At 62.9% G+C, this 24,980-nt stretch carries 21 protein-coding genes; 11 read left to right on the forward strand and 10 right to left on the reverse strand.

Annotation, left to right across the window (positions count from 1 at the left end):
• The first annotated feature begins 210 nt into the window (after window positions 1–210).
• From ACWTU7_RS10575 to ACWTU7_RS10585, 3 genes are all read left to right on the forward strand, one after another.
• Window positions 211–1,503, forward strand: a complete 1,293-nt coding sequence (locus ACWTU7_RS10575; protein WP_455839910.1) for an amidohydrolase family protein — start codon at window positions 211–213, stop codon at window positions 1,501–1,503.
• 112 nt (window positions 1,504–1,615) lie between these two features.
• Window positions 1,616–1,870: a hypothetical protein gene (locus ACWTU7_RS10580; protein ID WP_292183716.1), complete on the forward strand. Its 255-nt coding sequence runs from the start codon at window positions 1,616–1,618 to the stop codon at window positions 1,868–1,870.
• 245 nt (window positions 1,871–2,115) lie between these two features.
• Entirely contained in the window at window positions 2,116–3,036 is a 921-nt protein-coding gene (locus tag ACWTU7_RS10585; protein WP_455839911.1) for a DMT family transporter, read from the forward strand.
• A 121-nt stretch (window positions 3,037–3,157) separates the two neighbouring features.
• Here ACWTU7_RS10585 and ACWTU7_RS10590 read toward each other — a convergent pair whose 3' ends face one another.
• Window positions 3,158–4,060, reverse strand: coding sequence for a phosphotransferase (locus tag ACWTU7_RS10590; protein WP_455839952.1), 903 nt, complete (start codon window positions 4,058–4,060; stop codon window positions 3,158–3,160).
• 158 nt (window positions 4,061–4,218) lie between these two features.
• On the opposite strand from ACWTU7_RS10590, the gene ACWTU7_RS10595 reads away from it, so the two are divergent.
• Window positions 4,219–4,851 carry a class I SAM-dependent DNA methyltransferase gene (locus ACWTU7_RS10595; RefSeq protein ID WP_455839912.1) on the forward strand — a complete coding sequence of 211 codons (633 nt, stop codon included), beginning with the start codon at window positions 4,219–4,221 and terminating at the stop codon, window positions 4,849–4,851.
• 262 nt (window positions 4,852–5,113) lie between these two features.
• Here the strand turns inward: ACWTU7_RS10595 and ACWTU7_RS10600 are convergent, their stop codons facing one another.
• The 3 genes from ACWTU7_RS10600 to ACWTU7_RS10610 all read right to left on the reverse strand — a co-directional run bounded on the left by ACWTU7_RS10600 (window position 5,114) and on the right by ACWTU7_RS10610 (window position 9,835).
• Entirely contained in the window at window positions 5,114–6,106 is a 993-nt protein-coding gene (locus ACWTU7_RS10600; RefSeq protein ID WP_455839913.1) for a class I SAM-dependent methyltransferase, read from the reverse strand.
• A gap of 394 nt (window positions 6,107–6,500) precedes the next feature.
• Window positions 6,501–8,954, reverse strand: a complete 2,454-nt coding sequence (locus ACWTU7_RS10605; protein ID WP_455839914.1) for a GcvT family protein — start codon at window positions 8,952–8,954, stop codon at window positions 6,501–6,503.
• Entirely contained in the window at window positions 8,951–9,835 is an 885-nt protein-coding gene (locus tag ACWTU7_RS10610; RefSeq protein WP_127318217.1) for a phosphotransferase family protein, read from the reverse strand. The genes ACWTU7_RS10605 and ACWTU7_RS10610 overlap by 4 nt, the downstream gene beginning before the upstream one ends.
• 434 nt (window positions 9,836–10,269) lie before the next feature.
• Here ACWTU7_RS10610 and ACWTU7_RS10615 point away from each other — a divergent pair, with 434 nt between their 5' ends.
• The 7 genes from ACWTU7_RS10615 to ACWTU7_RS10645 all read left to right on the forward strand — a co-directional run bounded on the left by ACWTU7_RS10615 (window position 10,270) and on the right by ACWTU7_RS10645 (window position 17,966).
• On the forward strand, window positions 10,270–11,046 hold the full coding sequence (locus tag ACWTU7_RS10615; RefSeq protein ID WP_455839915.1) for a DeoR/GlpR family DNA-binding transcription regulator: 777 nt from the start codon (window positions 10,270–10,272) through the stop codon (window positions 11,044–11,046).
• 76 nt (window positions 11,047–11,122) lie between these two features.
• On the forward strand, window positions 11,123–12,049 hold the full coding sequence (locus ACWTU7_RS10620) for a LysR substrate-binding domain-containing protein (protein ID WP_065005986.1): 927 nt from the start codon (window positions 11,123–11,125) through the stop codon (window positions 12,047–12,049).
• Between the two features lie 126 nt (window positions 12,050–12,175).
• Window positions 12,176–13,327 carry an ABC transporter substrate-binding protein gene (locus ACWTU7_RS10625; RefSeq protein WP_455839953.1) on the forward strand — a complete coding sequence of 384 codons (1,152 nt, stop codon included), beginning with the start codon at window positions 12,176–12,178 and terminating at the stop codon, window positions 13,325–13,327.
• Window positions 13,328–13,513: 186 nt separating this feature from the next.
• Window positions 13,514–14,512, forward strand: a complete 999-nt coding sequence (locus ACWTU7_RS10630) for an ABC transporter ATP-binding protein (protein WP_455839916.1) — start codon at window positions 13,514–13,516, stop codon at window positions 14,510–14,512.
• Window positions 14,513–14,738: 226 nt separating this feature from the next.
• Window positions 14,739–15,704 carry an ABC transporter permease gene (locus ACWTU7_RS10635; RefSeq protein ID WP_455839917.1) on the forward strand — a complete coding sequence of 322 codons (966 nt, stop codon included), beginning with the start codon at window positions 14,739–14,741 and terminating at the stop codon, window positions 15,702–15,704.
• Window positions 15,694–16,509, forward strand: coding sequence for an ABC transporter permease (locus ACWTU7_RS10640; protein WP_455839918.1), 816 nt, complete (start codon window positions 15,694–15,696; stop codon window positions 16,507–16,509). Before ACWTU7_RS10635 ends, ACWTU7_RS10640 begins: the two co-directional genes overlap by 11 nt.
• A gap of 29 nt (window positions 16,510–16,538) precedes the next feature.
• Window positions 16,539–17,966 (forward strand): gamma-aminobutyraldehyde dehydrogenase, encoded by a 1,428-nt coding sequence (locus ACWTU7_RS10645; protein WP_455839919.1) that lies wholly within the window; start codon window positions 16,539–16,541, stop codon window positions 17,964–17,966.
• A 159-nt stretch (window positions 17,967–18,125) separates the two neighbouring features.
• Here ACWTU7_RS10645 and ACWTU7_RS10650 read toward each other — a convergent pair whose 3' ends face one another.
• From ACWTU7_RS10650 to ACWTU7_RS10675, 6 genes are all read right to left on the reverse strand, one after another.
• Entirely contained in the window at window positions 18,126–18,308 is a 183-nt protein-coding gene (locus ACWTU7_RS10650) for an alpha/beta fold hydrolase (protein WP_455839920.1), read from the reverse strand.
• A 475-nt stretch (window positions 18,309–18,783) separates the two neighbouring features.
• Window positions 18,784–19,098 (reverse strand): formate dehydrogenase subunit delta, encoded by a 315-nt coding sequence (locus ACWTU7_RS10655; RefSeq protein ID WP_455839921.1) that lies wholly within the window; start codon window positions 19,096–19,098, stop codon window positions 18,784–18,786.
• Entirely contained in the window at window positions 19,088–19,918 is an 831-nt protein-coding gene (gene fdhD / locus ACWTU7_RS10660; protein ID WP_455839922.1) for a formate dehydrogenase accessory sulfurtransferase FdhD, read from the reverse strand. The genes ACWTU7_RS10655 and fdhD overlap by 11 nt, the downstream gene beginning before the upstream one ends.
• 2 nt (window positions 19,919–19,920) lie before the next feature.
• Complete coding sequence (fdhF, locus tag ACWTU7_RS10665; protein WP_455839923.1) at window positions 19,921–22,833, reverse strand: formate dehydrogenase subunit alpha; 2,913 nt, start codon at window positions 22,831–22,833, stop codon at window positions 19,921–19,923.
• A gap of 12 nt (window positions 22,834–22,845) precedes the next feature.
• Entirely contained in the window at window positions 22,846–24,402 is a 1,557-nt protein-coding gene (locus tag ACWTU7_RS10670) for a formate dehydrogenase beta subunit (RefSeq protein WP_455839924.1), read from the reverse strand.
• Entirely contained in the window at window positions 24,399–24,878 is a 480-nt protein-coding gene (locus ACWTU7_RS10675; protein WP_455839925.1) for a formate dehydrogenase subunit gamma, read from the reverse strand. Before ACWTU7_RS10675 ends, ACWTU7_RS10670 begins: the two co-directional genes overlap by 4 nt.
• Between the last annotated feature and the right edge of the window lie 102 nt (window positions 24,879–24,980).

Raw genomic sequence — 24,980 nt, forward strand, 5'->3', positions numbered from 1 at the left:
TGTGGGAGAAGGTGGATTGGCGCGTAGCGCCAAGACGGTTGAGGGGTGCTGGACGGAGTGCCGTCGGTGCCAAGCTGGAACACCCCTCATCCGGCCGCTTCGCGGCCACCTTCTCCCACAAGGGGAGAAGGAAGAACCGCGCCTGGAGGGTCCGCCTTGCGGCAGCACGCTGCACGGAAAGAAACGGCTTTTTGAACGAGGTGGCTTCAGATGGATTTCGACCTTATCGTCCGCGGTGGCATGCTGCCCAACGGCACGATCGCCGATATCGGCATCGTCGGCGAGACGATCGCGGCCATCGAGCCCGAGCTGAACGTTACCGCAGGCACGGCGATCGACGCCCATGGCAATCTGGTCTCGCCGCCTTTCGTCGATCCGCATTTTCACATGGACGCCACGCTCTCGCTGGGCATCCCGCGCATCAACGCGTCGGGCACACTGCTGGAAGGCATTTCGCTGTGGGGCGAACTGAAGCCGCTGTTGACGCACGAAGCGGTGCGCGAGCGCGCGCTCGCCTATTGCGACTGGGCTGTCACCATGGGCCTGCTCGCCATCCGCACCCATGTCGATGTCTGCGATACCAGGCTGCTGGCGGTCGAAGCCCTGCTCGATGTGAAGAAAACGGTCGCGCCCTATATCGACCTGCAACTGGTCGCCTTCCCGCAGGACGGGTTTTATCGCTCGCCGACGGCGCGCGATAACACCATCCGGGCGCTTGACATGGGTGTCGACATCGTCGGCGGCATTCCGCATTTCGAGCGCACCATGGCCGACGGCACGCGTTCGGTGACGGAACTGTGCGAAATCGCGGCAGAACGCGGCCTCATGGTCGACCTGCATTGCGACGAGACCGACGATCCGCTGTCGCGCCATATCGAACAACTGGCCTATGAGACGCAACGCCTCGGCCTGCAGGGCAGGGTCGCCGGCTCGCATCTCACTTCGATGCACTCGATGGACAATTACTATGTCTCGAAGCTGTTGCCGCTGATCGCCGAGGCAGGCGTCTCGGCGATCCCCAATCCGCTGATCAACATCATGCTGCAGGGCCGGCACGACACATTCCCCAAACGCCGCGGCCTGACGCGGGTTAAGGAAATGCTTGCCCACGGCATCCGCGTCGGCTGGGGCCAGGATTGCGTGCTCGACCCCTGGTATTCGCTGGGCACCGCCGACATGCTCGACGTCGCCTTCATGGGCCTTCACGTCGCCCAGATGTCGAGCCCGGCCGACATGGCGCGCTGCTTCGACATGGTCACCAACGTCAACGCCGCCATCATGGGCCTCGACCATCTCGGCCTGGCGGTCGGCAAGCGCGCCAGTCTCGTCGTCCTCGATGCCGGCGACCCGGTCGAGGCCTTGCGCCTGCGTCCCGAGCGCCTCTGCGTCATCGCCAGGGGCAAGGTGGTGGCCGAGCGGGCCAGGCAGGAAACTCGGCTTTCGATCGCGGGACGGCCGGAAACGGTGAACCGCAGGCATCGCCCGCCACTTCATGTCCAATAGTTGGCAGGCCCAATAAGACGTTGGACCTGCATCAGGCCGCGCGTCGATCAGATTGATAGGTCCTGACCGCAAGTCTACAATCAACCTCCAGTTTTATGTCGAGGAAGCCACCATGTGGTACAAGACGGCTACGGTGGTCGCGTTGGCGGCGACCTGTGCAGGCTGCATGACGGCCGAAGACCGTCGTGCCGCGGACGAGGCGAAATGCCGGTCCTACGGCTTCGTCAGAAAAAATGATGCCTTCGCCGAATGTCTGCAGCGCATCGATCTGGCGCGCCGCGCTGAGCTGAGAAGTGCGTCGGTTTTCGATCCCTGGGACCGGCCGGTGATCTATCGTCCGGTCATCATTCGGTCACGGCCAAAGTAGGCCGTTCAAGCGGCGATCTAGAGCATCGCACCCAAAAGTGGGTACCGGTTTTGGGAAAATTCGATGCTCCAATAAAAAGATGGAGCGGCGGTACGATTCGATTTGAAAGTCCGCCGCCCTAGTGTAGGCCTAGCCGATTTCCGGCTCTGGTCCGGCCGGGGTTTCCGATTTCCGCTCGTCAAAGCGGCTGCTTGCGTCTACGACGCTGCTTACCGAGCTTTCATGCGGGAGGAAGCGACATCGGCATGGCACAGCCACCAGCCCAGAATTCGACGATCAGGAATGTGCTTTTGGCCGGCATTCTGCTGATGCTGGCCGGCGATTTCCTGTTTGCGTTGAACGATGCGATGGGCAAATGGCTGGTCACCAGCTTTTCCGTCGGCCAGGTCGTGCTGATCCGTTCCATCGGCGCGTTTTTCGTGCTCGGCCCGATGATCGCGCGTCAAGGTGCGGCCAATCTGTTCCGCATGGAGCGCCTGGAACTGCAGGTCTTGCGCGTCGTCATGACCACGCTTGACACGGCGCTGTTCTATGCCGCCGTCGTCTACCTGCCGCTCGCCGACGTCATGAGCTTCTACATGGCCGGACCGATCTACGTGGCGGCGCTGTCGCACCTGTTGCTCGGTGAAAAGGTCGGCTGGCGCCGCTGGATGGCGATCCTGGTCGGCTTCTGCGGCGTGCTGATCATGCTCAAACCGTCCTCGGCCGCGTTTTCGCTGTCGTCGACCTTCGCGCTGGCCGGAAGCATTTCATTCGCCTTCGCCATCATCCTCAACCGGCGGTTGCGTGGCACCAGCGACACCTCGTTGGTTACCTGGCAAACCATCGGCACGCTGCTGGTCGGCGGGTTTCTCACCATCGGCAACTGGCAGACGCCGTCCTCGCTCGATTTCGGCGCCATGCTGCTTCTTGGCATCGTCTCCTGCGGCGCGCATCTGATGATCACCAGGGCGCTGAAGCTGGCGCCGGCGTCGACGCTGGCGCCGTTGCATTACAGCCTGCTGCTGTGGGCCGTGATCTTCGGGCTGGCCTTCTTCGGCGACATGCCCGGTCCGCGCATCCTGATCGGCTCGGCCATCATCGTACTGGCCGGCCTGTTCATCTTCCATCGCCAGAAGGTGGTGGACACTGTGCCGCCGGAAAACGTGCCGAAAGGCGTCAACTAATGCATGTCGCCCAAAAGTGCGCAGCGGTTTTGGGGCAACGACATGCATAAAAACAAGGACTTAAAGCACACCGCGTGAATCCCATCACGTGGCGTGCTTTAAGGTTCCAGATTTCTGGCGCCTAACCCGCGCGCACCGCCGTCAGATGCCTTGAGAAATCGGCCGTCTCCATTAGTGCTCTGCAGCGTGAAAAGCGACCGTCGGCATAGGCGCGGAAATCGTCGGCCGGATTGCTGTTGGCAAGCTGGATCAGCCCCCACAGCGTCCACAAGAGATCGCACATCGCCTTGTAGATGACGACGCGGCCCCGCTCCGCCGGCGTCGGCTCGCCACCGAAATAGGCGTGCATCATCTCTTCCTCCTGCGCGATGTCGAATTGTCCTTCGACGCTGAGGTCGCCGAGATCCCAGAGCGGATCGTTCATTCCGGAATATTCCCAATCGACGATCCACATCCTGTCGCCCGTATCAAGGAAGTTTTCGCACAGCGGATCGCAGTGGCAGGCGACAAGAGGCAGCGGATGCGCGGCAAGCGCCGAGCGCACGCTTTCCGCCTCGCGTACCACGTCGTGATAGCCGGCGGGCAGGGCAACGGCCTTGGTCGACAGCACCTTCAGGTAGTCGTCGATCATCGCAAACAGCTCGAAGCGGAAGGGAAACACCGCGCCGGATGTGTGCAGCATGCGAAAGGCCTTGCCAGCGCGCGCCGGACTGCCCGTCCGCGTCTTGAATTTTTCCGGCGACATCGTCTCGGCGCCGGCGATGAAGCGCGTCACCATCACACCTGTTTCGCCGTCGACATGCAGCAACTCGGGGCTGACGCCGGCCTTGGCGGCTTCCCGCGCCGCCACCGCCTCGTTGGCGCGATTGATATACTCCTCGGTGCCTTTGCCGGGAATCCGCAGGCAGACATCTCCAGCCCTGAAGACGAGGTTGGTGAGGCCGCCAAGCCGCTCCAAGGGTCCCTCGTAACCGGCCAGCCCCGGAATGACTGCAAGCGCCGCACGTGCTTCCTCGTCCACCATCGCTTCCGCCCTCTTTGCGTCTTTATTTGTGGCCACGACGGTTCCACAAATTTCGCCGTTTGGCTATCATCGGCGGCATGCGATTCACTCCAGCGCCGCACGGTCCTATCGGACGCGGAAGGACGCTGCTGCACTTTGATTTTGCGGACGGGACTGCGATGGCGGACAGGAAAAATGAAGGCGCGCTCGCCGCGGCCTATGCAGCGAAGCGGCCTGAAGAAGTGGCGGCGCTCTACGACCGCTGGTCCGACACCTACGACGCCGACATGTCGGCGGCCGGTTATCGCCATCCGACCATCTGCCTCGCCCTGCTTGCCCGCCACTTGCCGCGCGGCGCGGCACCGCTCCTCGATGCCGGTGCCGGCACCGGGCTCATCGGCGAGTGGCTGAAGATCGCGGGCTATCCGCAGGTCGAGGCACTCGACATCTCGGCGGGCATGCTGGCCAAAGCGGAGCGCAAGGGCGTCTATTCGGCGCTTCACTGCCTGGCGCTCGGCGGCCCGCTGCCTTTCGCCGATAATGCCTATGCCGGGATCATATCGGCCGGCGTCTTCACCTCGGGCCATGTCGGCGCCGAGGGGCTCGACGAACTGATCCGCATTTGCCGGCCGGGCGGGATAATCGTGCTGACGGTCAAGAAAACGCTGTGGGACGCCAGTTTTGCCGCGCGGATCGCCGACCTCGATGCGAAGGGCGTCGTCACACGTGCCGAGGAGACGTCGCCCTATGTCTCCATGCCGGGCGAGGCGGACACCGTGCCGAGCCGCGGCCTCGTTCTGCGCGTGAACTGATCATTCTTCCATTCCCCTCGTTAAGGTTCCCGTGCGCTCGATGTCACCAAAAGTGATACTGCTGGCGAAGCCAATTTGGCCGCGGCTAGACAATTGACAGCCCGAGTTTACAAGCAACATGTTGCCCCCGAACTGGGCTTATTTCCGACTTCGCCAGCAGTATCAAAAGTGCCCAAGAGCCGACCTCCTTTACGCCTCCGGGAAGTCAGGCGGCTTGCAGCCGTCGGTGAAGGTGCGTCAACGCCGGCGTCTGTCCGACATTTCATTGGATTATCCTCCTCAGCACTGCCTTCACAGGGCCGGGCAGGAACCTGCTCAATCGCGACCGCAGACCTCTCGACCTTCTGCGCACTCCGGTAATGCACGGGAGCTGCTCGATATACTCTGGCCTTTCGGGGCGATCGATCTCGGGCGATGCGTCCGTAATGGGCGAGGAGAGCAGTGGCTGACTCCGCCCTTTGATAGCAACCAGGGTGATGCGATCCCTCCAGACGACATGCCTGTCCCCTTCTGCAGCCAGCGGCCATTTGGGATTATGATACTCGTAGGGGTTCAAGCACTCGTAGACGGACGTGAAGCCCACGTGTCGGAGTAGGTTGCAGAGCGATGCACGCGTGAAGAGGAAGGCCTTCGGGTTGTCAAGCGAGTTCCAGAGCGCTGCCAGCTTCTCCTCGGAGGTCGCATCAGTATCGTGTTCCTTGCTATACCTGCCCCAGTAGGTCTTCCCCTTCCAAGTGTACGACGCTTCGTCGCTGAGGCTGATATGGGTATCGATTATTGATATTTTTCCGCAAACCTTCGAGATTCTCTCCACGAAGTCCATGACATCCGGAGTATCCAAGTGGTAAAGGATCCCCAAACATAGAACAACATCGAAACGACCATGGCGCTCCTCGTCGAGGTTGCGCACGTCATTTAGGGCGAGTTCGAGGTTGTCCAGGGAGAGTACCTCCTTAGCGAAGTGCACCTTCTCAAGGTTCGCCTCCCGACCCTCGATGGCGAGCACGTCGGCCCCATGGAGCGCGAACTCGATCCCGTATTGCCCCTCGAGACACGCCAGGTCCAGAACGCGAAGCTTCTCCAACGGCTTCCCCGCAAGATCTGCAGCGATCTGCACGAAGCGCCTCAATCGGGCGTCCCAGTGCGGCTCATCGAACGTGTCAATTTGATCGGCCAGATGGATGGAACCTGCCGTCCAGGGGCCGAACCTTTCGATAATCTTCTGCTTTTTCTCCTTGATTTCGTTTATTTGCATATTGTGCCCTCGTCATAGAAAAACAGTCTCGAATGTGTAGAATCCAGGTGAAACGCTAGACAAGTTTCAGGAAAAGTGAATAGCGTTTTATCTCAGTAACCCTAGAGCGGTTCTCGATCTGACGTACGGACTCAAGCTCGGTGCTTATAGGCGCCGGTTTTGCCGCGCGGTCGCCGACCTCGAGACGAAGCGCGTCGTCACGCGTGCCGAGGAGACGTCGCCCTATGTCTCCATGCCGGGCGAGGCGGACACCGTGCCGAGCCGCGGCCTCGTTCTGCGCGTGAGCTGGTCTAAAGCGCGTCGCATTTGAACGGATTCATGCGACGCGCTTTAGGTTCTTGTTTTTATGCGTGTCGTTATCGCAAAACCGCTGCGCACTTTTGCGCGACATGCATTAGGCTCTGATTCTTGCTCCCGCCGGATCGTAAAGCGGCTCGAGATGGATTTTTGCCGGCGTCCGCTCCATCGCCACCACCAGCTCGTAGTCGCCGGAGGCGAGGAAATCGTCGCTGACGCCATCGGCGTTGCGCACATAGCCGTAGCCGATGTTCCTGCCGACCGTGTAGCCATAGCCGCCGCTGGTCAGGTAGCCGACCGGCTCGCTGTTGCGCAGGATCGTTTCGCGCCCGAGCAGCACGACCTCGCAATCTTCGACCGTGAAGCCGGCAAAGCGTTTTTTCAACGCAGCGCCGCTGATCTTTTCCAGCGCCCGCCGTCCGAGAAAATCGGTATTCTTGCGAAGCTTCACCGCCCAGCCGAGGCCGGCCTCCTGCGGCGTGTCATTGGGCGTGATGTCGGAGCCCCAGGCGCGGTAGCCTTTTTCCAACCGCAGCGATTCCAGCGCCCGGTAGCCGACCGGGCGAATGCCGTGCTTCTCGCCCGCCGCCATCAGCGCGTCGAAGATTTCGCCCGTCGCCGCGATCGGCACATGCAGCTCCCAGCCGAGCTCGCCGACATAGGTGACGCGCAGCGCCCGAACTGTGTGGCCGGCGATGGAGATTTCCCGCACATGTCCGAACGGGAAAGCGGTGTTCGACACGTCCGCATCGGTCACCGCAGCCAGCACGTCGCGGGCGCGCGGCCCCATCAGCGAAAGCGTGCCGAAATCCTCGGTGACATCGGTGAGCGTCACGTCGAGCTCGCTGCCGACATGGTCGCCGATCCACGAGAAATCATGCGTCCTAAAACCGGTGCCGGTGACGACGTAGAATCGTTCTTCGCCGAGCCGCGCCACGGTCAAGTCGGCCTCGATACCGCCGCGCGTGTTGAGAAGCTGCGTGTAGGTGAGCCGGCCGACCGGCTTGGCGACGTCGTTGGCGCAGATCCAGTCGAGCGCCTTCAGCGCATCCGCACCGGTCATTTCGTATTTGGCGAAGGACGACTGGTCGAAAATTCCGACGTTCTCGCGCACGTGCCGGTGCTCGTCGCCGACCGGCGCGAACCAGTTTTGCCGGCCCATCGAATAGATGTCCTTCGGCTCGACGCCTTCGGGCGCAAACCAGTTCGGCCGCTCCCAACCGAGTTTGGAGCCGAACACGGCGCGGTGCTTTTGCAGCCGTTCATAGAGCGGCGACACGATCCGCGGCCGGCCCGTGACATACTCCTCATGCGGGAAGCCGATCGTGTAGTGCTTGCCATAGGCTTCCAGCGTGCGGTCGCGGACCCATTGCCGGTCGCGGTACAGGTCGGAAAAGCGTCTGATATCGACCACCCACAGATCGAGTGGCGCCTCGCCGTCGACCACCCATTGCGCCAGCACCCAGCCGGCGCCGCCGCCCGCCGCGATGCCGAAGGCGTTGAAGCCGGCGCCGACGAACATGTTGGCGCATTCGGGCGCCACGCCGAGAATGAAATTGCCGTCCGGCGTAAAACTCTCCGGCCCGTTGATCATCTGCTTGACGCCGACGGTTTCGAGCGCCGGAACCCGCGCGATCGCTTGGTTCATATGCTGCTCGAAATGATCGTAATCGTCGTCGAACAGCCGGAACTCCCAGTCATCAGGGACATCGTCGCCGGGAAGACCGGTCGTCCAGGCTTGCGGGTTCGGCTCATAGCCGCCCATCACCAGCCCGCCGACCTCCTCCTTGAAATAAATGCGGCGGTCGGGGTCGCGGATCGTCGGCGCATCGCTCGCCAACCCGTCTATTCTTTCGGTGACGATGTACTGGTGCTTCACCGGCTGCAGCGGCACGTTGATGCCGGCAAGGGCGCCTACCTGCCGCGCCCATTGTCCGGCACAGTTCACCACCTTGCCGCAGGCGATATCCCCCTTGTTGGTCTTTACCGCGGTGATGCGGCCATCCTTCATGTCGAAGCCGGTAACGCGGACATCCTCGAACAGTCTGGCGCCATGCATGCGCGCGCCTTTGGCCAGCGATTGCGTGATGTCGGAAGGGCTTGCCTGCCCGTCGGTCGGCAGCCAGCTGGCGCCGACGAGATCGCCGGCCTCCAGCAGCGGCCACATTGTCTTGACCTCGGCCGGTGACAGCAACTGCATATCCATGCCGAAGCTTTTCGCCGTCGTCGCCAGCCTCTTATACTCGATCCAGCGGTCGGCATTGGTAGCGAGCCTGAGGCACCCGGTCATCTTCCAGCCGGTGGCCAGCCCGGTTTCGGCTTCCAGCCCCTTGTAGAGATCGACCGAATATTTGAGCACGCGGGTGATAGAGGCCGAAGACCGCAACTGGCCGACCAGCCCCGCCGCATGCCATGTGGAGCCCGAAGTCAGTTTGCCCTGTTCCAAAAGCACGACATCGGCCTTGTGGTCACGCGCCAGATGATAGGCCGTCGAACAGCCGATGATGCCGCCGCCGATGACGACGATCTCGGCGTGAGCGGGCAATGTCATGATTTCTGTCCGTATTTCGTTCGGTAGTTTTCCAGCGCGGCATCGAGCCGGGTCAGGTTTTCGTCGGTATAGGCAACGTAGTCGATGCCGGGCGCGTCGAGATAAAGTTCGGAAACCATGCTCCACATCGCCTCGCGCAGCAGCGATGCGCATTGCATGGCCGCATGCGAGCGGCGGATCGCCTCGTCCGGCTCCTTCATGAAATAGGCAGTCAGGAAGGCGAAGGACTCCTCGTCGTTCATGCTGGCGTTCGAGGCGACGCCGGCGAGGTCGAACATCGCCGTGTTGAAGCCGGCATATTCAAAGTCGATCAGCCACAGTCTATGGCCGTCGTCGAGAATATTAGCCGGCAAGAGATCGTTGTGGCCAAAGACGATCGGCAGCAGTTTCTGCGCCCGTTCGAGTTCGTCCGCAAGCGTCAGCAGCCGCGGCAACTCGCTTCGCATGCGGCTGCCGGCTTCCTCCAGCGTGCGCGCATAGTCGCGGATGACATGGAACACCCAGAACATGAAACCGGCGCCGGAGACATGATTCGGCATCTCCCGATGGAAGCCGCGCATCAGGGCGGCGACGCGGCCGATATTGGCGCGTACGTCTTCCGCGACATAGGTCTTGGCGCCGAGAAATTCCGTCACCAAGATGCCGGGCTCGGAATGGTGGACCGCAGGCGCGAAGCCGGCGGCGTGCGCCGCGCGCGCGGTCATCACCTCGCGCTCGCGAAAGACGTGGTGGAATGGAAAGTCCTGGCCAAAGCGCACGACATGCCGCCCAGCTGCGTCCTTGACCAGATAGTTGGCGTTGCTCAGGCCGCCCGGCAGCGGCGCAATCTCGATGCTGCCGGTCCAGCAGGGCAGGGCGCGGATGCGGTCTTCGGCGGTCACAGGTTCATCCCTCGTTGGCGGGGTTCAAGACGCCGCGGGCGAGACAAAGATGGCGGCCGGCAGGAGGGAGCAATGCGAAAATCTCGTCGGTGCGGGATGCCAGGATCGGTATCCCGCACCGCACCGACGAGCCCCTGTGCCGGGTTCTTCGACGCCGGCATCCGCCCCCGCGGATTCGAAACAGTCCTTTTCCCTTACGTCAGACGATTTTCCAGACGTTCGGGCAGGCGAATTTTGGTGCGGCTCTGCCATCGTTCTCCCGTGGCAGTTCCGAGCCTGTCACGAGCCAGTGTCACGCCATGTGATCCGGCTTGTCAACGAAAACTTGTGGCTTTTTGTGTCTTCTTGCCCGAATGCTTTAGGATTCCTTGCGAACTGTGGCCGATTTGCCTTAGAAGCAGTCAGTAGCGCAACAATCCTATTGGGCGAACCCGATGATCCATTCCAAACGACATGGCGAAATCCTGCGTGTCCTGCAGGAAGAGGGCACCGTCACCATCGCCAGCCTGGCCGACCGGCTGGGCGTCTCGCTGGAGACCGTGCGCCGCGACGTCAAGCCGCTGACCACTGACGGTTCGATCCTGAAGATGCATGGCGCCGTCGGCCTGCCGTCGATGGCCGGCGAGGCGCCATTCGAGCGGCGCATGCGCGAGAATGCCGATGCCAAGCGCGCCATTGCCCGCTTGGTTGCCGCAACCATCCGCGACGGCGAATCGATCATGCTCGACACCGGCACCACCACATCTTTCCTAGCCCGCGAGCTGCTCGGCCACCGGCGGTTGACGGTGGTCACCAACTCTTCGGATATCGCCCGCACGCTGGCCACCGTCAACGGCAACAAGGTCTATATGGCCGGCGGCGAACTGCGCAGCGATTCGGGCGCCGCCTTCGGCGTCTCGGCCATCGAATTCGTCAGCCGCTTTTCCGTCAGCCATGCGGTGATCTCCACCGGTGCGGTCGATGCCGTCACGGGCGTGATGGACTATGATCTGGAAGAGGCGGAATTCGCCCGCATGGTGCTGTCGCGCGGCCAGCGCTCGCTCGTCATCACTGACCACACCAAGTTCGGCCGCCAGGGCCTCGTCCAGGTTTGCGGCCTCGACGGTTTTTCCGAACTCGTCACCGATCGGCCGCCGCCGCGCGCCATCGCCTCCGCCCTTGGGCAAGCGGGCGCACGGCTCAGCATTGCCGGTGACGATAGCGGGACCTGACCTGGCCAGAGCAGTAAAGCGGTGAGCCTGAGATCGGCGGCTTTTCTTCCTTGCTGTCCCGGTGTTTAGTTCGGCGATGGCCTTCACAATCCGCCAATTGCAATTCTTCATCGCCGTCGCCGAGCAAGGCACGGTCTCGGGTGCTGCGCAGAATCTGTCCATCTCGCAATCATCGGTCACCGAGGCGATCAAGGAGCTCGAAGGCGATCTCGGCGTCGAACTGTTCGAGCGCCATCCGCGCGGCCTGAACATCACCCACAAGGGCCATCAGTTCCTGCGCCACGCGACAAAGATACTTGCCGACGTTTCCGACGCGCGCCGCGCCTTCTTCGGCGAGCAAGCGGCGGCGGGCGGCCGGCTGCAACTCGGTGTCACTTCGCTGGTCGCCGGCTATGTGCTGTCGGACCTTCTCGCCCGCTATCGCCGCGCCTATCCGGGCGTTGAGATTTCGGCCATCGAGGACAATGGCGATTACCTCGAACATCTGCTGATCGGCGGCAAGCTCGACATCGCCGTCATGGTCACCTCGAACCTGCGCGACCGCACCGCCCTGCAGTCCGAAATTCTCGAAGTCTCGGCCTATCGGCTATGGCTGCCGCTTGGCCATCCGCTGTCCGGCGCCGACATCATCGGCATTGGCGATATCGCCTCGGAGCCGCTGATCATGCTGACCGTCGACGAGATCGAGGAGAATACCGGAAAACTGCTGGCGGCGATCGGCGCTAAGCCGCACGTCGCCTTCCGCACCCGCTCGGTCGAAGCGGTGCGCAGCCTCGTCGCTACCGGCGCCGGCGTGGCGCTGCTGCCCGACCTCGTCTACCGGCCATGGTCGCTCGAAGGCGACCGCATCGAATCGCGCGATATTTCGGGCTCCTTGCCGGTTGTTCAGGTCGGCACGGTCTGGCGGCGCGGCTCCGGCCTGCCCCAGGCCGCGCGCGACTTCATCGGGCTTGCACAGTCGCAGCGGATGGTCCGTCAGCGGCCGGAGAAGATTGGTCGTTAATCTATCGGAAAAATCGATATCGCCATTCTGATAAATGAATTTGCGAAACCGGAAATTTCACAGCACTTTCACAATCAGGGACCAAAGCCGCCGCGAGAGTGCGGCCCCTCAAATGGGAGATCGATGATGAACTCATTCCTGAAGTCGTGCACTGCATTGACGGTCGCGCTGGCCTTCTCCGGCCAGGCGATCGGCCAAGTCAAGGAACTCGGCAAGGGCGAAGGCCAGGTCAACATTGTCGCCTGGCCCGGTTACATCGAACGCGGCGAAACCGACAAGAACTATGATTGGGTCACGTCTTTCGAGAAGAACACAGGCTGCAAGGTCAACATCAAGACCGCCAACACCTCCGACGAGATGGTCGCGCTGATGAATGAGGGCGGCTTCGACCTCGTCACCGCCTCGGGCGACGCTTCGCTGCGCCTCGTCGCCGGCAAGCGGGTCCAGCCGATCAACACCGATCTCATCCCGAGCTGGAGCACGGTCGACGACCGGCTGAAGGATGCGTCGTGGTTCACGGTTGGCGGCGTCCACTACGGCGCCCCCTACCAGTGGGGACCGAATGTGCTGATGTACAACACTGAGGTGTTCAAGGAAGCGCCGAAGAGCTGGAACGTCGTCTTCGAGGAGATGACCTTGCCTGACGGCAAGTCGAACAAGGGCCGCGTCCAGGCCTATGACGGGCCGATTCACATCGCCGACGCTGCCAATTATCTGATGTTCCACAAGCCGGAGCTCGGCATCAAGGATCCCTACGAGCTGACCGAGGATCAGTACAAGGCCGCCCTCGATCTGCTGCGCGTCCAACGCACGCTGGTCGGACGCTACTGGCATGACGCTGCCATCCAGGTCGATGACTTCCAGAACGAAGGCGTCGTCGCCTCCGGTTCATGGCCCTATCAGGTCAACACGCTGATTGCCGCCAAGAAGCCCGTCGCTTCGACCATTCCCCAGGAAGGCGTCACCGGCTGGGCCGACACGACCATGTTGGCGGCCGACGCAGCCCACCCGAACTGCGCCTATATGTGGATGGAGCACTCGCTGTCGCCGAAAGTGCAGGGCGATGTCTCCGCCTGGTTCGGTTCGCTCCCAGTGGTGCCGGCTGCCTGCAAGGGCAACGAATTGCTCGGCGACGAAGGCTGCAAGACCAACGGCTACGACAACTTCGAAAAAATCAAGTTCTGGAAGACGCCGGTGTCGAAGTGCGCCACCCAGGACCAGTGCGTGCCTTACTATCGCTGGGTGTCGGACTATATCGGCGTCATCGGCGGGCGGTGAGTTCGTCTCGCTCGTTGTGAGAGCGCAGCCCTGCCGTCACCCTTACCCTCTCCCCGTGAAGAACGGGGAGAGGGGGATCGCGAGCGTTGCGGCTAGCCCCTTCTCCGTCACTATACGGGGAGAAGGTGCCGGCAGGCGGATGAGGGGCAGCGCCGTCGCCTGAATTTGATCAGCCTGGGACAGCCCATGACGTCCGCCGTTTCGTTCACCAGAGTCTCGCGCCATTTCGGCAGCGTGCGCGCCGTCGACGTGGTCGACCTCGATATCGCGCCGGGCGAGTTCTTCGCCATGCTTGGACCTTCAGGTTCCGGCAAGACGACCTGCCTGCGGTTGATCGCCGGCTTCGAGCAGCCGACATCGGGGTCGATCTCCATTTTCGGCGAACGCGCCGAAGGCGTCCCGCCCTATCGCCGCAACGTCAACACCGTCTTCCAGGACTACGCGCTGTTCCCGCATCTGAACGTGCTCGACAACGTCGCTTACGGCCTGATGGTCAAGGGCGTCGGCAAGCCCGAGCGGCAGAAGGCGGCGGAGGAGGCGCTCTCGCTGGTCCGGCTTCCCGGCTACGGCGCCCGGCGTCCCAGCCAGCTTTCTGGCGGACAGCGCCAGCGCGTCGCGCTCGCCCGCGCGCTGGTCAACCAGCCCAAGGTGCTTCTGCTCGATGAGCCGCTTGGCGCGCTCGACCTCAAACTGCGCGAGAACATGCAGGAGGAGCTGAAGTCGCTGCAGAAGGCGCTCGGCATCACCTTCGTCTTCGTCACCCACGACCAGGGCGAGGCGCTGTCGATGGCCGATCGCGTCGCCGTCTTCAACGACGGCAAGATCATGCAGATCGGCACGCCGGAGGACATCTACCAGCGCCCGAAGACGCGCTTCGTCGCCGATTTCGTCGGCTCGTCCAATGTGCTGCCGCCGGATTTCGTCCAGCGTTATTCCGGCCAGCATCGCTGGGGCAGCCTGCGCCCTGAATCCATTCGCATCGGCCGGGCGGCGAAGGGCGATGGCGTTGCCGCTCGTCTCGTCTCGACCAATTATCTCGGCGCCACGACCAGACTGGCGCTCGACGCCGACGGCTTGCGCCTGCACGCGATCGTGCCGGCCGGTGCCGCCTTGCCGAAGGAAGGTGAGGCGGTCGTGCTCACCTTCAACCGCGAGCATTTGCATCTTATGGACGAGCCGGCATGATGGCAACTGTCGCTAATAGCCAAGACAAGGCGCTTCACGGCGCCCCCCTCTGTCCTGCCGGACATCTCCCCCACTTGGGGGGAGATCGGCAGCTTCGCCAGTGGCGCCTCTTCTGCAACGTTGGTGATTGGCGAAAGTGGTCGCGAGATCCGATCTTCCCCCTTGTGGGGGAGATGTCCGGCAGGACAGAGGGGGGCGCGAAGGAACGCAACCGGTCGAAGAAACCATGACTCTGACCGCGGCCCAGGCAAAACCTGCCCCAGCCCTCCTTCCTCGCGCGCGCGGCTTGCGCGGCGCGCTGTCGGACCTGTTCTGGCGCAGGCCCAAGCTCCTGCTGCTGTTGATGCTGCTGCCGCCGGTGCTGTGGCTCGGCATCGTCTATATCGGCTCGCTGTTCGCACTGCTCTTGCAGAGTTTTTTCTCGATCGACGAATTCTCCGGCCTCATCAACCGTGAATTCACGCTGAAGACCTATGGCGATCTGCTGCAGGCCGCAAATCTCGACATCATCTTGCGCACGGTGACGATGGCGGCCCTGGTCACGTTCGCCTCCGCGATCATCGCCTTTCCCATCGCCTATTACACGGCGCGCTATGCGCGCGGCCGCTGGAAGGCGCTGTTCTATCTCGGCATCATGCTGCCGCTGTGGTCGAGCTATCTGGTCAAGATTTACGCCTGGAAGCTCATCCTCGCCAAGGAAGGCATCCTGACCTGGCTGCTCGCCAAGCTGCATCTTCTATGGCTGCTCGATGCCTGGCTGTCGCTGCCGATCGTCGGCGGTAATTCCCTGTCGGTGTCGTCCACCGGCACCTTCATCGTCTTCGTCTACGTCTGGCTGCCCTTCATGATCCTGCCGGTGCAGGCGGCACTCGAGCGCGTGCCCGGCAATCTGGTCGAGGCCTCGTCCGATCTCGGGGCCTCGCCCGGCCAGACCTTCCGCAACGTGCTGTTCCCGCTGGCGCTCCCGGGCATCGTCGCCGGCTCGATCTTCACCTTCTCGCTGACGCTCGGAGATTACATCATCCCGCAGATCATCGGCACCTCGCGGCTGTTCATCGGCCAGGCCGTCTATTCGCAGCAGGGCACCGCCGGCAACATCCCGCTCGCCGCCGCCTTCACCGTGGTGCCCATCGTCATCATGGGCTTCTACCTCTGGGGCGCCAAGCGCATGGGGGCCTTCGATGCGCTCTGATGGCTCACCATCCGCTCCTCTCGGCCTGAAGATCGCCGCTGCCTGCGGCTTGCTGTTCCTGCATCTGCCGATATTCCTGATCTTCATCTATGCCTTCACGACCGAGGAAAGGAGCTTCGTCTGGCCGCCGCCGGGGCTGACGACGCAATGGTTCGCCGTCACCTGGAACCGCCCGGACGTGTGGCAGTCGCTGTCGCTGTCAGTGCGTGTCGCCGCTATCTCGACGCTCGTCGCCCTGGTCCTCGGCACGCTCTGCGCGGCCGCCGTGTCGCGAACACAGTTCTTTGGCCGCGAAATCATCTCGCTGCTGGTCATCCTGCCGATCGCGCTGCCCGGCATCATCACCGGCATCGCGCTGCGTTCAGCCTTTTCGCTGGCCGAGATTCCGTTCTCGTTCTGGACGATCGTGCTCGGCCACGCCACCTTCTGCGTCGTCGTTGTCTACAACAACGCTGTCGCCCGCTTTCGCCGCACCTCCGGCTCGATGATCGAGGCATCGATGGACCTTGGCGCCGACGGCTTCCAGACCTTCCGCCATGTCGTGCTGCCCAACATCGCCACCGCCCTGCTCGCCGGCGGCATGCTTGCCTTCGCGCTGTCGTTTGACGAGGTCATCGTCACCACCTTCACCGCCGGCCAGCAGCAGACGCTGCCGATTTGGATGCTGGAAGAACTGATCCGTCCGCGCCAGCGCCCGGTCACCAATGTCGTCGCCATGGTCGTCGTGCTGGTGACGCTGCTGCCCATCCTCGTCGCCTATTACCTCACCCGCGACGGCGACCAGATCGCCGGTTCGGGCAAATGACGTCAAGAATCCATAAGGGAGAGACTTCCATGGACACCAAGATGCTGATCGGCTCGAAATTCGAGAAGGGCACCGAAACCGAGGAACCAATCCTCAATCCGAAGACCGGGGCGACCATCCTCAACCTGCCCGAAGCGAGCCAGGCGCAGATCGAGGCAGCGGTGCTGGCGGCCGAAAAGGCCTTCGTCACCTGGTCGCGCACCACACCGGCGCAGCGCTCCGGTTATCTCCTAAAAATCGCCGATCGCGTCGAGGCCGCGGCACAAGATTTCGCTGCCCTCGAGGCGCTCAATTGTGGCAAGCCAATCAATGCCGTGCTCAACGACGAGATCCCGGCGATCGTCGACTGCTACCGCTTCTTTGCCGGCGCTGTCCGCTCGATGCCCGGCCAGGTCGCCGGCGAATACATCCCCGGTCACACTTCGATGGTCCGCCGCGATGCCATCGGCGTCGTCGCCTCGATCGCGCCCTGGAACTATCCGCTGATGATGATGGCCTGGAAGCTGGCGCCGGCGATTGCCGGCGGCAACACCGTCGTCTTCAAGCCTTCGGAGCAGACGCCGCTGAGCTCGCTGAAGCTGGCGAAGATCCTCGCTGAAATCCTGCCGGAAGGTGTCGTCAACGTTGTGCTCGGCCGCGGCGACAGCGTCGGCAACACGCTGATCAACCACCCGAAAGTCAACATGATTTCGATCACCGGCGACGTCGCCACCGGCAAGAAGGTGCTGCAGGCGGCAGCCAAATCGGTCAAGCGCACGCATCTCGAACTCGGCGGCAAGGCGCCGGTCATCGTCTTCGAAGATGCCGACCTCGGCGCGGTGATCAATGGCCTGCGCGCCTTCGGCTACTACAATGCCGGCCAGGACTGCACTGCCGCCTGCCGCATCTATGCCGGCAAGAAGATCTACGACAAGCTCGTCGCCGACCTTTCCTCCGCCGTCTCGACCATCAAATACAACCGCTCCGACGACACCGAGAACGAGATCGGGCCGCTCATCTCACGTCGCCAGCGCGACCGCGTCTCGAGCTTCGTCGAGCGCGCCTCGGAACTGAAGCACATCGAGATCACCACCGGCGGCAAGCCGGGCGAGGGCTCCGGCTTCTTCTACCAGCCAACCGTCGTCGCCGGCGCGCTGCAGGAAGACGAGATCGTGCGCCGCGAAGTATTCGGGCCGGTTGTCTCCGTTACCCGCTTTTCCGAGGTCGACGAGGCGGTGAACTGGGCCAATGACAGCGACTATGGCCTCGCGTCCTCGGTGTGGACCAAGGATGTCTCGCGCGCCATGGCGACAGCCGCTCGGTTGCAATATGGCTGCACCTGGATCAACACCCATTTTATGCTGACCAATGAGATGCCGCATGGCGGGCTGAAACAGTCCGGCTACGGCAAGGACATGTCACTATATGCCTTGGAAGACTACACGGCCGTCCGCCATGTGATGGTTGCGCACGGGTAGTCTCCCTTCTTCCCGTTGACGGCCAGGATGTTGCCGCGGGCGGCCTGGGCGGCGAGCTGCATCGTCACGCGCGCGGTCAGCCCCGTTGGCGGCCCGCGCGATTCAATCTCGCCAACATGCACGCTCTGCGCGCTGGCCACGCCGATCCCCTGTGCCGCATCACGCAGCGCCACCGCGCAGCGTATGGCGCGCGCTGGTCCGTCGAAGCTCGAGCACCAGCGCCCGCATCCGCTCCGGATAGGTGGCGGCGAACAGCATCGCCATCGGCGCGCCTTCCGAAGCACCGAGTAATGCCGCACGCCTGCTGCCGGCGGCGCCCATCACCGCGCGCACGTCGTCCATGCGTGTTTTCAAGGCTAGGTAGGTGATTAGTATCGATGCGGTCCGACAGACCGGTGCCGCGTTTGTCGAGCAGGATCAGCCGCGAGAAGGCTGAAAGCCGCTTCAGCAGCCGGCTCTAGCCTTCGTCTTCCCAGTGCAGGTCGAGATTGGAAATGAAGCCCGGCACGAAAACGAGATCGAACGAACCCGGCCGACCACCTGATAGGCGATCCGCACGTCACCGCTACGGGCATATCTGGTCTCGATCGGCCTCACGCAACGACCCCGCCCGGCCAGACGATTTCCTATCGTCAACCATAGCAGAGCCAAGCCGTTTGCGGCAGCCAAAGTTTAGAGGACTGGAATATAGGACCCTTTGGCGGCTCCTAGTGCATGTCGCGCAAAAGTGCGCAGCGGTTTTGCGATAACGACATGCGCCAAAAACAAAAAGTTAAAGCGCGTCGCATGAATCTGTTCAAATGCGACGCGCTTTAGGCTATTTCAGCGGGCCCGCGCTTTCGGCCTGCGTAGGCTGGGTGTAGCCAAGGCTCATGTCAGCCTGCTCGGGCGTCTTTGGTCGCTTGATCCTGGCCGAAGCGGCCACCACGAGCTCGTCGAAATTCTCGGTGCCGCTGTCCAGCATCTCGAAGAACTGCTGCCGCATCCTCGGCTCCCAGAACTTGTTGATGTGCTCGGCCACGCCGGCAATGCCTTCTTCGCGCGGTTTGGAATGGAAAAAGGCCGCGATCTGGTTGGCCATGCGCACCAGCTTTTCCCTGGTGCTGGTGATGTGGTCCTCGTCATGCGACATGCTTGGCAACTCCGCAAACCACCCGGTCAGGGTGGGTGAAAATATCGAAATCATCGCCGCGCACCAGCGCCACCAGCGTCATTCCGGCGGTCTCGGCCGTGCGGATGGCAAGGGCGGTCGGCGCCGAAACGGCGATGATGATGGCAGCACCGATGGCGGCCGTCTTCTGCACCATCTCCACCGAGACACGCGACGTCACCACGACCGCGCCCGACGCGCCTGAGATACCGGCTTTCGCCAGCGCACCGGCGAGTTTGTCCAGGGCGTTGTGGCGGCCGACATCCTCGCGCGCCATGACGATGCCCTTGCCGGGCACGTAGAAGCCGGCGGCATGTACCGCTCCGGTCTCCGTGTGCAGCGGCTGCACCTTCGACAAGAGCTTGACCGAGCGGGTGATGTCCTCGACACCAAGCGTAAGCTTGGACGAACCGACCGCATCGACCGAACGCATCGCTTCCTCGATCGACTCGATACCGCATAGCCCACAGCCGACGGGGCCGGCGAGCCGTCTGCGCCGCGCCTGGAAGCGCGCGTTGGCCCGGTCCTTCAACCGGATCTGGATGTCGATCCCGGCGCCGAGATCCTCGACCTCGATCGCCTCGATCTCTTCTGGCGCAGCGATAATGCCCTCGGTGAGCGAGAAGCCGAGCGCGAAATCTTCGAAGTCGGCCGGGCTCGCCATCATCACCGCATGCGTGGTGCCGGCGAAGGAGAACGCCACCGGCGTCTCTTCCGGCACCATGCGGTTGACGGCCGCAGTGCCGCTGGCGCGGTGTGCCAGCCGCGATATCTGCGTCGTTGCTTTGCGGCGCGCGGCCAAGACTACTCCGCCGCTTCCAGCGGGGCGATGCGCCGGCTCTGGCGGGCCTGCTCGTTATAGTCCCTCTGCCAGTCGGTCGGGCCATTGGACGGCGCCACCTGCACGGCGGTGACCTTGTATTCCGGACAGTTGGTTGCCCAGTCCGAGAAGTCGGTCGTGATCACATTCGCCTGCGTGTCTGGGTGATGGAAGGTCGTATAGACGACGCCCGGCGACACCCGGTCGGTGATCAGCGCGCGCAGCGTCGTCTCGCCGGAACGGCTCGCCAGCCGCACCCAGTCGCCTTCGCGGATGCCGCGGTTCTCGGCGTCGTGCGCATGGATCTCCAGCCGGTCCTCGGCGTGCCACATTACATTCTCGGTGCGCCTCGTCTGGGCGCCGACATTGTACTGCGAGAGGATCCGGCCGGTGGTGAGCAGCAGCGGATAACGCGGCCCGGTCCGCTCATCCGTCGCCACATATTCGGTGCGGATGAACTTACCCTTGCCGCGCACGAAACCATCGACATGCATGATCGGGGTGCCGAGCGGCGCCTTCTCGTTGCAGGGCCACTGCACCGATCCGACACGGTCGAGCAGCTCGAAGGAGACGTTGGCGAAGCTTGGCGTCGTCTTGGCGATTTCCTCCATGATCTCGGAAGGATGCTGATAGTTCCAGTCCAGCCCGATCGCGCGGGCAAGCTCCTGCGTCGCCTCCCAGTCGGCGTAGCGCGCCTTTGGCTCCAGAACCTTGCGCACCATGTTGATGCGGCGCTCGGCATTGGTGAAGGTGCCGTCCTTCTCGAGGAAGGTCGAGCCCGGCAGGAACACATGCGCATAGTTCGCGGTCTCGTTGAGGAAGAGATCGTGCACGACGACGCATTCCATCGCCGCAAGACCGCCCGCGACATGCTTGGTATCAGGGTCGGACTGCAGAATGTCCTCGCCCTGGATGTAGATGCCCTTGAAGCTACCGTCGACGGCGGCATCCAGCATGTTGGGAATGCGCAGGCCCGGTTCATCGTCCAGCTTCACGCCCCACAGGCTTTCATAGATGTCGCGCACGGCTTCGCCGGAGATATGGCGATAGCCGGGCAGTTCGTGCGGGAAGGAGCCCATGTCGCACGAGCCCTGCACATTGTTCTGGCCGCGCAGCGGGTTCACGCCGACGCCCGGCCGGCCGATATTGCCGGTGGCCATGGCGAGGTTGGCGATCGCCATCACCGTGGTTGAGCCCTGGCTGTGTTCTGTCACACCGAGGCCGTAATAGATCGCGCCATTGCCGCCGGTGGCATAGAGACGCGCCGCGCCGCGGATCAGCTCGGGATCGACGCCGGACAATCTGCCGACGGTTTCTGGGCTGTTTTCCGGCAAGGCGACGAAAGAAGCCCAGTCCTGGAACTCCGCCCAGTCGCAGCGTTCGCGGACGAAGGCCTCGTTGAAAAGACCTTCGGTGACGATGACATGCGCCAGCGCCGTCAGCACCGCCACATTGGTGCCGGGCTTCAGCGGCAGGTGATAGGCCGCTTCGATATGTGCCGACTTGACCATCTCGGTGCGACGCGGATCGAGCACGATCAGCTTGGCGCCCTGGCGCAGCCGCTTCTTCAGCCGCGAGGCGAACACCGGATGGGCGGAAGCGGGATTGGCGCCGATGATGACGGCGACGTCAGTGTAATCGACGGAGTCGAAATCCTGCGTGCCGGCCGAGGTGCCATAGGTCTGGCCGAGCCCGTAGCCGGTCGGCGAATGGCAGACGCGCGCGCAGGTATCGACATTGTTGTTGCGGAAGCCTTGCCGCACCAGCTTCTGGACGAGATAGGTTTCCTCGTTCGTGCAACGCGAGGAGGTGATACCGCCGATCGCGGTGCGTCCATACTGGTACTGGATACGGCGGAATTCCTTGGCCGTATGGGCGATCGCCTCTTCCCAACTCACCTCCCGCCAGGGGTCGGTAATCTTTTCCCGGATCATCGGCGACAGGATGCGATCCTTGTGGGTCGCATAGCCGTAAGCGAAACGGCCCTTCACGCAGGAATGTCCGTGGTTCGCCTTGCCCTCCTTGTAGGGCATCATGCGAATGACCTCGTCGCCCTTGACCTCGGCCTTGAACGAGCAGCCGACGCCGCAATAGGCGCAGGTGGTGACGGCCGAGCGCTCCGGCAGGCCCTTGGCAAGGACCGTTTTCTCGCGCAGCGCATCGGTCGGGCAGGCCTGCACGCAGGCGCCGCAGGATACGCATTCGGAAGCGATGAAATCCTCGTGCATGCCGGCGACCATGCGTGATTCGAAGCCGCGGCCCTCAATGGTCAACGCGAAGGTGCCCTGCACCTCCTCGCAGGCCCGCACGCAACGCGAGCAGACGATGCATTGCGCGGGATCATAGGTGAAATAAGGATTGGATTCATCGCGGGCGATGTAGTCGACAGCCAGCGAACCATGGCCGGGCGCTACGCCGTTCTCCTGCTTGACGTGGTTGCGGCCGTCAACGCCATAGCGGTTCTCGGTCAGACCGACCGTGTTGGCGACCTTGTCGAACTCGCTGGCGCCTGTGCCGGCCTTCTCGTTCCAGCCGGTCGGGTGGTCGGAGACATAGAGTTCCATCACGCCGCGGCGGATGGCGTTGAGGCGGTCGGTTTGCGTGTGCACGACCATGCCTTCGCCGACCGGCGTCGTGCAAGAGGCCGGCGTACCGCCGCGTCCATCGATCTCGACGAGGCAGACCCGGCAGGAGCCGAACGAGTCCAGCATGTCGGTCGCGCAGAGTTTGGGGATTTCGACGCCCGCTTCCATCGAAGCGCGCATGATCGAGGTCCCCGCCGGCACGGTCACCGACTTGCCGTCGACCGTCAGCGTCACCTGCTGTTCCGCTTCCAAAGCGGGCGTGCCGTAGTCGATTTCCTGGACCAGCGATTTGATGTCGAATGCCGCGTTCATACCTGTCCGCTCCTATTCCGCTGCTTCGGCGACCGGCGTCGGCCGAAAGTCGTCGGGGAAATGGTTGAGTGCACTCATCACCGGATAAGGGGTGAAGCCGCCCAGAGCGCAAAGCGAGCCGAACTTCATCGTGTTGCAAAGGTCGGTGACCAGCGCGATCTGCTTCTCGGGTTCGATGTTCTGGGCGAGCCGGTCCAGCACCTCGACGCCGCGCGTCGAGCCGATGCGGCAGGGCGTGCACTTGCCGCAGCTTTCGATGCTGCAGAATTCCATGGCGAAGCGCGCCTGCTTCAGCATGTCGGCGCTGTCGTCGAACGCGACGATCCCGGCATGGCCGATCAGTCCATCCTTGGCGGCGAACGCTTCGTAGTCGAACGGCGTATCGAACAGCGCGCGCGGGAAATAGGCGCCGAGCGGGCCGCCGACCTGCACGGCCTTGACCGGACGTCCTGTCGCGGTGCCGCCGCCGATATCATCAACGATCTCGCCCAGCGTCATGCCGAACGCAGCCTCATAGAGACCGGGATATTTGACGTTGCCGGCGATCTGGATCGGGATGGTGCCGCGCGAACGGCCCATGCCGAAATCCTTGTAGAAGGCTGCGCCCTTATCCATGATGACAGGCACCGAAGCCAGCGAGATGACGTTGTTGATCACCGTCGGCTTGCCGAACAGGCCCTTGTGCGCCGGCAGCGGCGGTTTGGCTCGCACCTGCCCGCGCTTGCCTTCGAGGCTGTCGAGCAGCGAGGTCTCCTCGCCGCAGACATAGGCGCCGGCACCGACACGGACTTCCATGTCGAAGGTATTTGGAGAACCCAGCACGTTGAGGCCGAGCAGGCCGGCCTTGCGGGCGATCGCGACGGCTTTCTGCATGACCGCTACCGCGTGCGGATATTCCGAGCGGATATAGATGAAACCCTTGGTAGCGCCCGTCGCGATGCCGGCAATGGTCATGCCTTCGATCAGCACGAACGGGTCGCCTTCCATGATCATGCGGTCGGCGAATGTGCCCGAATCACCCTCGTCGGCATTGCAGACGATATATTTGCGGTCGGCCGTGGTATCGAGCACCGTCTTCCATTTGATGCCGGTCGGGAAGCCGGCGCCGCCACGTCCGCGCAGGCCGGACTCGGTCACTTGGCTGACGACATCGGCCGGCGTCATGGCCACCGCGTTTTGCAAGCCCTTCAGCCCGCCATGCGCCTTGTAATTGTCGAGCGACAACGGATCTGTGACGCCGCAACGCGCGAAAGTCAGGCGCGTCTGCTTGGCCAGGAACGGGATCTTGTCGGGTGCGCCCAGCCAGCGCTTGTGGTAGCCGCCGGTGAGGAAGCCGCTGTCGAACAGGCTTTTGACGTCGGAAGGCTTCACCGGCCCGTACGCGACGCGGCCCTTATCTGTCGCCACTTCGACCATCGGCTCGAGGAAATAAGCGCCGCGCGAACCATTGCGCACGATCTTGGCCTCAATGCCGCGATCGGCCAGTTCCGCACGAACCGCCTTGGCGACCTTCTCCGCACCGAGCGCCAGGGCGCCGGAATCGCCGGGAATGTAGATGCGCGGGATCATGAACGTACCTCGGCAACGATCTCGTCGAGCTTTTCGTCATTGAGCCGGCCGATCACCTCGCCGTCCAGCATTGCCGATGGCGCACAGGCGCAAAGGCCGAGGCAATAGACTGGTTCCAGTGTCACCGAACCGTCGCGGGCCGTCTCGTGGAAGCCGATGCCCAGCAATTGCTTGAGTTTGGCGGCGATCCAGTCCGAGCCCATCGATTGACAGGCTTCCGCCTGGCAAAGCTTCAGCACATGCCGCCCGGCCGGGTGGCGGCGGTAGTCATGATAAAAGGTGACGACGCCGTGCACCTCCGCCTTGGAGATGTTCAACGCCTCGGCGATCACCGGCAGCGCGTCCTGCGGCACATGACCGAACTCTTCCTGGATGCCGTGGAGGATCGGCAACAGCGGGCCTTCGAGGCCCTTCAGCTCCTGGACGATCACCGCCGTGCGCGACGCGATCTCGGTACTTGCAGGCTGCATTGTCATGCAGCGCCCTCCCTGGTCGTAGTAATCTTCCGCTAAGTGATTAAAAAATCAGAGGAAACCCACCAAATCAATAAAGCTGATCCGTTGCTCGATAGAAATCTT

Source organism: Mesorhizobium sp. BHscii (assembly GCF_053848065.1).

Excerpts from the sequence above, each read along its gene's own strand:
- ACWTU7_RS10650 (WP_455839920.1), bottom strand. The coding sequence starts at position 18,308 with ATGGACGACGTGCGCGCGGTGATGGGCGCCGCCGGCAGCAGGCGTGCG.
- ACWTU7_RS10620 (WP_065005986.1), top strand. The coding sequence starts at position 11,123 with ATGGCCTTCACAATCCGCCAATTGCAATTCTTCATCGCCGTCGCCGAG.
- ACWTU7_RS10590 (WP_455839952.1), bottom strand. The coding sequence starts at position 4,060 with ATGGTGGACGAGGAAGCACGTGCGGCGCTTGCAGTCATTCCGGGGCTG.
- ACWTU7_RS10675 (WP_455839925.1), bottom strand. The coding sequence starts at position 24,878 with ATGACAATGCAGCCTGCAAGTACCGAGATCGCGTCGCGCACGGCGGTG.
- ACWTU7_RS10630 (WP_455839916.1), top strand. The coding sequence starts at position 13,514 with ATGACGTCCGCCGTTTCGTTCACCAGAGTCTCGCGCCATTTCGGCAGC.
- fdhF (WP_455839923.1), bottom strand. The coding sequence starts at position 22,833 with ATGAACGCGGCATTCGACATCAAATCGCTGGTCCAGGAAATCGACTAC.
- ACWTU7_RS10595 (WP_455839912.1), top strand. The coding sequence starts at position 4,219 with ATGGCGGACAGGAAAAATGAAGGCGCGCTCGCCGCGGCCTATGCAGCG.
- ACWTU7_RS10670 (WP_455839924.1), bottom strand. The coding sequence starts at position 24,402 with ATGATCCCGCGCATCTACATTCCCGGCGATTCCGGCGCCCTGGCGCTC.
- ACWTU7_RS10625 (WP_455839953.1), top strand. The coding sequence starts at position 12,176 with ATGAACTCATTCCTGAAGTCGTGCACTGCATTGACGGTCGCGCTGGCC.
- ACWTU7_RS10635 (WP_455839917.1), top strand. The coding sequence starts at position 14,739 with ATGACTCTGACCGCGGCCCAGGCAAAACCTGCCCCAGCCCTCCTTCCT.
- ACWTU7_RS10575 (WP_455839910.1), top strand. The coding sequence starts at position 211 with ATGGATTTCGACCTTATCGTCCGCGGTGGCATGCTGCCCAACGGCACG.
- ACWTU7_RS10655 (WP_455839921.1), bottom strand. The coding sequence starts at position 19,098 with ATGTCGCATGACGAGGACCACATCACCAGCACCAGGGAAAAGCTGGTG.
- ACWTU7_RS10640 (WP_455839918.1), top strand. The coding sequence starts at position 15,694 with ATGCGCTCTGATGGCTCACCATCCGCTCCTCTCGGCCTGAAGATCGCC.
- ACWTU7_RS10585 (WP_455839911.1), top strand. The coding sequence starts at position 2,116 with ATGGCACAGCCACCAGCCCAGAATTCGACGATCAGGAATGTGCTTTTG.
- ACWTU7_RS10580 (WP_292183716.1), top strand. The coding sequence starts at position 1,616 with ATGTGGTACAAGACGGCTACGGTGGTCGCGTTGGCGGCGACCTGTGCA.
- ACWTU7_RS10600 (WP_455839913.1), bottom strand. The coding sequence starts at position 6,106 with ATGCAAATAAACGAAATCAAGGAGAAAAAGCAGAAGATTATCGAAAGG.
- ACWTU7_RS10615 (WP_455839915.1), top strand. The coding sequence starts at position 10,270 with ATGATCCATTCCAAACGACATGGCGAAATCCTGCGTGTCCTGCAGGAA.
- ACWTU7_RS10645 (WP_455839919.1), top strand. The coding sequence starts at position 16,539 with ATGGACACCAAGATGCTGATCGGCTCGAAATTCGAGAAGGGCACCGAA.
- ACWTU7_RS10605 (WP_455839914.1), bottom strand. The coding sequence starts at position 8,954 with ATGACATTGCCCGCTCACGCCGAGATCGTCGTCATCGGCGGCGGCATC.